The organism is Streptococcus oralis, from assembly GCF_001075875.1.
Classification (GTDB): Bacteria; Bacillota; Bacilli; order Lactobacillales; family Streptococcaceae; genus Streptococcus; species Streptococcus oralis_I.
On the sequence record NZ_JUOS01000102.1, the window covers coordinates 1 to 7,272 of the forward strand.

General features: G+C 36.7%; 8 protein-coding genes and 1 tRNA gene. 8 read left to right on the forward strand and 1 reads right to left on the reverse strand.

The features are described from left to right. The first annotated feature begins 95 nt into the window (after positions 1–95). The 6 genes from ADM33_RS06130 (at position 96) to ADM33_RS11550 (ending at position 3,669) form a co-directional block, all read left to right on the forward strand. Positions 96–1,088: an ABC transporter ATP-binding protein gene (locus ADM33_RS06130; protein ID WP_049503794.1), complete on the forward strand. Its 993-nt coding sequence runs from the start codon at positions 96–98 to the stop codon at positions 1,086–1,088. Between the two features lies 1 nt (position 1,089). Further along, entirely contained in the window at positions 1,090–1,908 is an 819-nt protein-coding gene (locus tag ADM33_RS06135; protein WP_045763832.1) for an ABC transporter permease, read from the forward strand. Position 1,909: 1 nt separating this feature from the next. Then, positions 1,910–2,695, forward strand: coding sequence for an ABC transporter permease (locus tag ADM33_RS06140; RefSeq protein WP_049503796.1), 786 nt, complete (start codon positions 1,910–1,912; stop codon positions 2,693–2,695). A 38-nt stretch (positions 2,696–2,733) separates the two neighbouring features. Beyond that, positions 2,734–3,195 (forward strand): GNAT family N-acetyltransferase, encoded by a 462-nt coding sequence (locus ADM33_RS06145; protein ID WP_049503797.1) that lies wholly within the window; start codon positions 2,734–2,736, stop codon positions 3,193–3,195. Positions 3,196–3,242: 47 nt separating this feature from the next. Further along, a tRNA-Thr gene (locus ADM33_RS06150) sits at positions 3,243–3,315 on the forward strand. Positions 3,316–3,486: 171 nt separating this feature from the next. Next, positions 3,487–3,669 carry a hypothetical protein gene (locus tag ADM33_RS11550; protein ID WP_152906811.1) on the forward strand — a complete coding sequence of 61 codons (183 nt, stop codon included), beginning with the start codon at positions 3,487–3,489 and terminating at the stop codon, positions 3,667–3,669. A 221-nt stretch (positions 3,670–3,890) separates the two neighbouring features. Here ADM33_RS11550 and ADM33_RS06155 read toward each other — a convergent pair whose 3' ends face one another. Continuing rightward, positions 3,891–4,745 (reverse strand): helix-turn-helix domain-containing protein, encoded by an 855-nt coding sequence (locus tag ADM33_RS06155; RefSeq protein ID WP_049503798.1) that lies wholly within the window; start codon positions 4,743–4,745, stop codon positions 3,891–3,893. A 95-nt stretch (positions 4,746–4,840) separates the two neighbouring features. Here ADM33_RS06155 and ADM33_RS06160 point away from each other — a divergent pair, with 95 nt between their 5' ends. After that, entirely contained in the window at positions 4,841–6,097 is a 1,257-nt protein-coding gene (locus ADM33_RS06160; RefSeq protein ID WP_049503800.1) for a caspase family protein, read from the forward strand. A 12-nt stretch (positions 6,098–6,109) separates the two neighbouring features. Next, positions 6,110–7,272: N-acetylmuramoyl-L-alanine amidase family protein (locus ADM33_RS06165; protein ID WP_049503802.1), on the forward strand; the 1,163-nt coding region annotated here is incomplete at its 3' end.

Consider the following 7,272-nt stretch of genomic DNA (forward strand, 5'->3'; position numbering starts at 1 on the left):
CCTTCTGTAATAATATTGAGAAGGTGTAGAAAGTAAGGATTTAGAATATTTGTGGTCAAAAATACAATGTTGTTTCTTACGATAGGGAGATAGATATGACAATGATAGAAGTGCAACATCTTCAGAAGAATTTTGTGAAGACTGTTAAGGAACCGGGCTTGAAGGGAGCCTTGCGCTCCTTTATTCATCCTGAAAAGCAGACCTTTGAAGCGGTCAAGGATTTGACTTTTGAAGTTCCAAAAGGGCAGATTTTAGGATTTATCGGGGCAAATGGTGCTGGGAAGTCGACAACGATCAAAATGCTGACAGGGATTTTAAAACCCACATCTGGCTTTTGTCGGATTAACGGCAAGATTCCGCAGGACAATCGCCAAGATTATGTCAAGGATATTGGAGTCGTTTTCGGACAACGCACCCAGCTATGGTGGGATCTGGCCCTGCAAGAGACCTACACGGTTTTAAAAGAGATTTATGATGTGCCAGACTCGCTCTTCCATAAGCGTATGGACTTTTTGAATGAAGTTTTGGATTTGAAGGAATTTATCAAGGATCCTGTGCGGACTCTTTCACTGGGTCAACGGATGCGGGCGGATATTGCGGCTTCCTTGCTTCACAATCCCAAGGTTCTCTTTTTAGATGAGCCGACCATTGGCTTGGACGTTTCGGTCAAGGATAACATTCGTCGAGCCATTACTCAGATCAATCAAGAGGAAGAAACAACCATTCTCTTGACCACTCACGACCTGAGCGATATTGAGCAACTCTGTGATCGGATTTTTATGATTGATAAGGGGAAAGAGATTTTTGATGGAACGGTGAGCCAGCTCAAGGAAACCTTTGGCAAGATGAAGACTCTCTCCTTTGACCTGCCACCAGGTCAAAGTCATCTCGTCTCTCACTATGAAGGCCTGCCTGATATGATTATTGATAGACAGGGGAATAGCCTCAACATTGAATTTGATAGTTCCCGCTACCAGTCAGCTGATATTATCAAGCAAACCCTATCTGATTTTGAAGTCCGTGATTTGAAGATGGTGGATACGGATATTGAAGATATTATCCGTCGCTTCTATCGAAAGGAGCTCTAAGATGGTCAAATTGTGGAGACGTTATAAACCCTTTATCAATGCAGGAGTTCAGGAGTTGATTAGCTATCGAGTCAACTTTCTACTTTATCGGATAGGCGATGTCATGGGGGCTTTTGTGGCTTTTTATCTCTGGAAGGCTGTCTTTGATTCCTCCCAGGAGCCTTTGATTCAGGGCTTCAGTATGGCAGATATCACTCTCTACATCATCATGAGTTTTGTGACTAATCTTCTGACTAGGTCGGATTCTTCCTTTATGATTGGTGATGAGGTCAAGGATGGTTCCATTATCATGCGCTTGTTGCGACCAGTGCATTTTACGGCTTCTTACCTCTTTACGGAGCTTGGTTCCAAGTGGTTGATTTTTATCTCTGTTGGACTGCCATTTTTAAGTGTCATTGTTTTGATGAAAATCTTGTCTGGGCAAGGTATTGTAGAAGTGCTGGGATTAACTGTCCTTTATCTCTTTAGCTTAACCCTGGCTTATCTGATTAACTTTTTCTTTAATATCTGCTTTGGATTTTCAGCCTTTGTATTTAAAAATTTATGGGGTTCCAATCTACTCAAGACTTCAATAGTGGCCTTTATGTCTGGCAGTTTAATTCCCTTGGCTTTCTTTCCGAAAATCGTTTCAGATATTCTCTCCTTATTGCCATTTTCATCCTTAATTTACACTCCGGTCATGATTATTGTTGGGAAATACGATGCCAGTCAGATTCTTCAAGCACTTTTGCTTCAGCTTTTCTGGCTTATAGTGATGGTGGGCTTGTCTCAGTTGATTTGGAAACGAGTCCAGTCATTTATCACCATTCAGGGAGGTTAGTATGAAAAAATATCAACGCATGCATCTGATTTTTATCAGACAGTACATCAAACAAATCATGGAATACAAGGTCGATTTTGTGGTTGGTGTTTTAGGTGTTTTCCTGACCCAAGGTTTGAACCTCTTATTTCTCAATGTACTCTTTCAACATATCCCATCCTTAGAAGGCTGGACCTTTCAAGAGATTGCCTTTATCTATGGCTTCTCCTTGATTCCTAAGGGGTTGGACCATCTCTTTTTTGACAACCTCTGGGCTTTAGGTCAACGACTAGTTCGAAAAGGAGAATTTGACAAGTATCTGACTCGTCCTATCAATCCTCTCTTTAACATCCTGGTTGAGACCTTTCAGATTGATGCCTTGGGTGAGCTCTTGGTCGGTGGCATTCTATTGGGAACAACAGTGACTAGCATTGCTTGGACTCTTCCCAAATTCCTGCTTTTCCTAGTCTGCATTCCTTTTGCGACCTTGATTTATACCTCTTTGAAAATCGCGACAGCCAGTATCGCTTTTTGGACCAAGCAGTCAGGTGCTATGATTTACATTTTCTATATGTTCAATGATTTTGCCAAGTACCCGATTTCCATTTACAATTCGCTCCTTCGTTGGTTGATCAGTTTTATCGTGCCTTTTGCCTTTACGGCTTACTACCCTGCCAGCTATTTCTTGCAGGATAAAGATGGACTCTTTAATATTGGTGGTTTGATTCTGATTTCTCTTATCTTCTTTGGAATCTCTCTAAAACTCTGGGATAGGGGCTTGGATGCCTATGAAAGTGCAGGTTCGTAAGAGCTAAAGTAAGAGTAAAATAAAGAAAGGAACTTATGATGCTTGTAATTAAAGAAGTCAAGGATGAAGAGCCAAAAATGGCAGTTGTCGCTGAGGTTTTAAAGGATTTGCCAGAATGGTTTGGAATACCAGAAAGCACGCAAGCCTACATCGAAGGAGCCAAGGACTTGCAAGTGTGGGCCGCCTTTCAGGAGAGTGATTTGCTTGGCTTTGTAAGCTTGTCCTATTCTAGTGAAGATTGCGCTGAGATTGATTGTCTCGGTGTAAAAAAAGCTCATCAAGGTAGAGGGATTGGGAATCAATTGCTTGCTGCTTTAGAAAGTGAAGCACGCAAAAACGTTGATTATTTACAAGTGAAAACAGTAGCAGAAGGCTCTAATAAAGATTATGATCGAACAAATGTCTTTTATCGCAGTCTTGGCTTTAAAAAATTAGAGATTTTTCCACAACTTTGGGGGCCTCAAAATCCTTGTCAGATTTTGATTAAAAAGATGGGTTAAGAATCCCTTGACATCCTTTCTTATAGTGCTATACTATAAGTGGAATCGCCGATTTAGCTCAGTTGGTAGAGCACCGCATTCGTAACGCGAAGGTCACAGGTTCGATCCCTGCAATCGGCATTTTTAGTAATGTAAAGAAAGACAAAGAATATGCAAAGTGTTTATTTAAAGGCAATCATCACAAATTCATTTTTAAAAATAAATTAGTATTTTTTGTTTTTTTGACCAAATTTTGACCAAATTTTGACCAAAAATTATATTTTGGTCAATGATTATAGAATAAAATGGATCATGAAAATGTCTCTGATTTATAGTAGTGCTAAAAAGGACTTCCTTTATTGGAATGTCCTTATTTTTATTATGGAATTGCCAAATGACGTTAAGGTTCAGTTCTATGAACTTAGAAAGAAAGTACAAAGCTTTAATCAGCTTTCAAAAAGATTTGGTATGGATATTTCTGGCTATGGTATGTGACAAGGTGAATTGATCGTTATTGAACAGAGAGCGTTAAAAAAGGGAAGAATCGTTACTATTCCACTGAATTAAAACAAGAAATAAATCAACAAAAGCCTATATAATAACAAATGTATTAAAAATAAAAAGATTTAGTTCAGTGTAATGCAGAACCAAATCTTATAGATAAATTATTTGTCTATTTTTTAGGAATTATATCTCTAAACGATATCATTTAACAATTAAATTGTTAGATCGAGCTTAAATCTCTGGTTTAATTTATTTATTGTGTCACTATCATTATATTCCTTAAATATTCTCATAGCTTTAGAACATTCTTTTTTACCTAGCTCTATTTGATTAGTTTTTATAAGATAAATACCTCTTAGAAAGAGCAAATAATTCTTTTCAAAATAATATCCTTGTCTAGTAAGTAAATTTTCTAAATCATCTATAAAAAATTGAGCGCTATCTAACAAATTATTTTTTAATAACATTTCTAGGTTAAATAAATATAGAGGAATTACTTTATGTGTTCCGGTATTCGTTTTTAAAAAATGTCGTGTTTTCTTGATTACTATTCTATATAGTAAGCTAATGGTTTTAGTATTCATAAAAAACACTGAATTATAGAAAAGTTTTAGTTCATACTCCATCCAAGTATCTACAGAAAGCAGATATTTTATTAATTCATTACATTTAGATGAATTATAAGGAAGGTTTGCAAGACGATTAATCTGTTGTTCAGCAATCAATTTTATGTGATAATTGCATAAAATTTTTTCTTGCTTTTGTTTTAACTCTATTTTATCCACTAATTCTTGAAGTAAAAATATATCTGAAGAATTTACAGCATGTTCTAATTCTTCAAAAAGACATTCTTTTTTGGAATAATAACAATGAACTAATTCTTCAAATTCTGAAAATGATATTCCAAGACGATTTAACAGAATATAAAAATGATTAATAGATAATTTTGTAATGCCATTTTCGAAACGAGAAATAGTTGATTCACTAATTTCATTACATGATAAATCTTTAAGACGAAAGTTTTTTGAAATACGAATATCCTTTAAAACTGCTCCAAAATTTTCCATTTTCATCCTCTTCCATTTTTGCAAAAAATAAAACACTTTTTTTCATTTTTGATATTATTATTATACAAAAATAAAAAAGAAAGGACAATAATATTATGAAAAAAATTTTATTGTCAACAGTTGCTTTACTAAGCTTAGTAGCCTCCTTGCCAGCAGATAATCAAGTTTCTGCTCAAGAATCCTCCTCTCAAACGACTTATAGTCAGTCAAGTGGAACTTGGCTAAAATCTGATAGCCGTTGGTGGTATAAGCATTCTGATGGTTCATATACTACAAATGGATGGGAAAAAATAGGTGGTACCTGGTACTATTTTGATAGTGAAGGTTGGATGAAGACAGGCTGGATTAAAGAATCTGGAAACTGGTATTATCTAGATGATAGTGGTGCTATGAAAACTGGATGGTGTTGGGTTTCTGGTAGCTGGTATTATTTAAATGGTAGCGGTGTAATGCAAACGGGACTACAGAATATCGAAGGTAAACAATATTATTTATCTAGTAGTGGTGATATGCAAGTTGGTTGGCATAATATCGGAGATGATACCTATTTCTTTGCTAATAGTGGGGAAAATCAAAATATCAATCGTCGGGCTTTAGTTCTTGGTGAAACATCTACTCCAGCAGTACCTATAGCAGATGTTAATGCAATGGAAAAGGTATTTAGTAACCAAAACTTTAGTGAAGTTGTTCGTTTCCCAGATAGAACTAAGTCCGAGATTATTGCAAAAATGCAAGAACTTTTTGAATCTTCTAGCGAAAGTGATGTGAACTATCTTTACTTTACTTGTCATGGAGGAAGAGACGGAAGAATCTATATTGGTAGTGATGGTCAAGCATTTTCTGGTTGGGAATTGGCGTCCATTTTGAAACAATACAAAGGTAAGTTTGTGGTTATGCTGGATTGTTGCTATTCAGGAACAATTATAAATGCAGGTAAATCAGATGAAAAGGCTGTCTCTGATGAAAAGGCTGTCTCTGAGTCTGAAGAAGTATTTGATGAACAAGAATTTTTAGCAGGATTTTCAACAGGAGATGTAGCAAGCAAGAATGGCGAAATGCTTGATTCTAAATTCCTCGTACTATGTGCCTCTTGGAAGGGGGAAGAATCGTATAGTACATATGGAGGTGGGAGTTTTGCCACAAGATACTGGGCAATGGGAACAGGCTGGAATCCTCTTCAAAATATAAAGATTTCGCCTGTAGCTGATGTCAATAAGAATGGAAGAGTTACTTTGGATGAACTCTATCAATATTCTTATAGTCAGGTTCTTGAAGTTATATCAAGAAGTAATAAGCAACAACATGTATCAGTTTATCCAGACAACAGTCAATTTGTTTTATTCAAGAAATAAGGAGGCAATAAAATGAAACTATCAAAAAAAATCACACTATTTAGTTTGTCATTAGCAGGTTTAGCTATGTTTGCACTTCCTCAATCTGCTAAAGCTTTTGAGCTACAAGAGGTATGGCCTATTAAGAGTGGTGTTCAATATCAAGATGGCAAAATTCTCCGATTTAATAACGGCTATGAAGTAGATATTAAAGTATCAGATTTGGCTAGCAACGAAAAAATTGAATGGAAAGTCACTTTAAATGGCCAAGATCAGACTGTCAATTTTCTAGGTCAAGAAAAGGACAAGTCTATGGTTGGTACAGAGGGGCGTTACCTGAATTTCTATGTACCTTATGGCTATAGAGGAGATATCAAGGTAGAAGCCAAGAGCGGAAATGAAGTAAAGACCTGGTCCACTAAAGTAGTTGATGATGTATATAATGACGGTGGAAAGAGTGGTTACTACCGTATTGAAGAATCAAATGATCAATACACTTACCTTGATGCAAAATGGGACTATCAAACCAAGACTTACACTGCCACTTTACCAGAGACTATCAATGGTCAAAAAGTCTATGCTTGGGCAGATTATGACAATGGTGAGTTAAAACTGGCAAAACCAAAAACCATCAGTCATTCCTATAAGGGTGGGGGAGCTTTCCAAGAACTTTATCCAATTATAAAAGCAGAAAGCTGGCTAAAATCAAACCAAAACTGGTACTATCAAAAACAAGGTCAATTAGTTCAAAATTCTTGGATCAAGGATCAGGGAAGCTGGTACTTTATGGATGATGAAGGGGTTATGTTTAATCAAACATGGCTACACCAAGGTGGAAGCTGGTATGCCTTTAAATCATCAGGAGCTATGATTTCAGCTGATTGGCTATATGATAATGGTTCTTGGTATTACCTAAAGGACTCAGGTTCAATGGCAACAGGTTGGCTTAAAAATGGTGGCTCTTGGTATTACCTAGACAATTCAGGTTCAATGGCAACAGGTTGGGTCAAAGATAACGGCTCTTGGTATTACCTAAAAGATTCAGGTTCAATGGCGACAGGCTGGGTAAAAGATAGTGGCTCTTGGTATTATCTAAAGAACTCAGGTTCAATGGCAACAGGTTGGGTAAAAGATAGTGGTAAGTGGTACTATCTGGCTTCATCTGGTAATATGCTTAGCAATACACGCACACCAGA

Coding starts and splice junctions, on each gene's coding strand:
- ADM33_RS06160 (WP_049503800.1), top strand. CDS start 4,841: ATGAAAAAAATTTTATTGTCAACAGTTGCTTTACTAAGCTTAGTAGCC.
- ADM33_RS06130 (WP_049503794.1), top strand. CDS start 96: ATGACAATGATAGAAGTGCAACATCTTCAGAAGAATTTTGTGAAGACT.
- ADM33_RS06155 (WP_049503798.1), bottom strand. CDS start 4,745: ATGGAAAATTTTGGAGCAGTTTTAAAGGATATTCGTATTTCAAAAAAC.
- ADM33_RS06140 (WP_049503796.1), top strand. CDS start 1,910: ATGAAAAAATATCAACGCATGCATCTGATTTTTATCAGACAGTACATC.
- ADM33_RS06135 (WP_045763832.1), top strand. CDS start 1,090: ATGGTCAAATTGTGGAGACGTTATAAACCCTTTATCAATGCAGGAGTT.
- ADM33_RS06145 (WP_049503797.1), top strand. CDS start 2,734: ATGCTTGTAATTAAAGAAGTCAAGGATGAAGAGCCAAAAATGGCAGTT.
- ADM33_RS11550 (WP_152906811.1), top strand. CDS start 3,487: ATGAAAATGTCTCTGATTTATAGTAGTGCTAAAAAGGACTTCCTTTAT.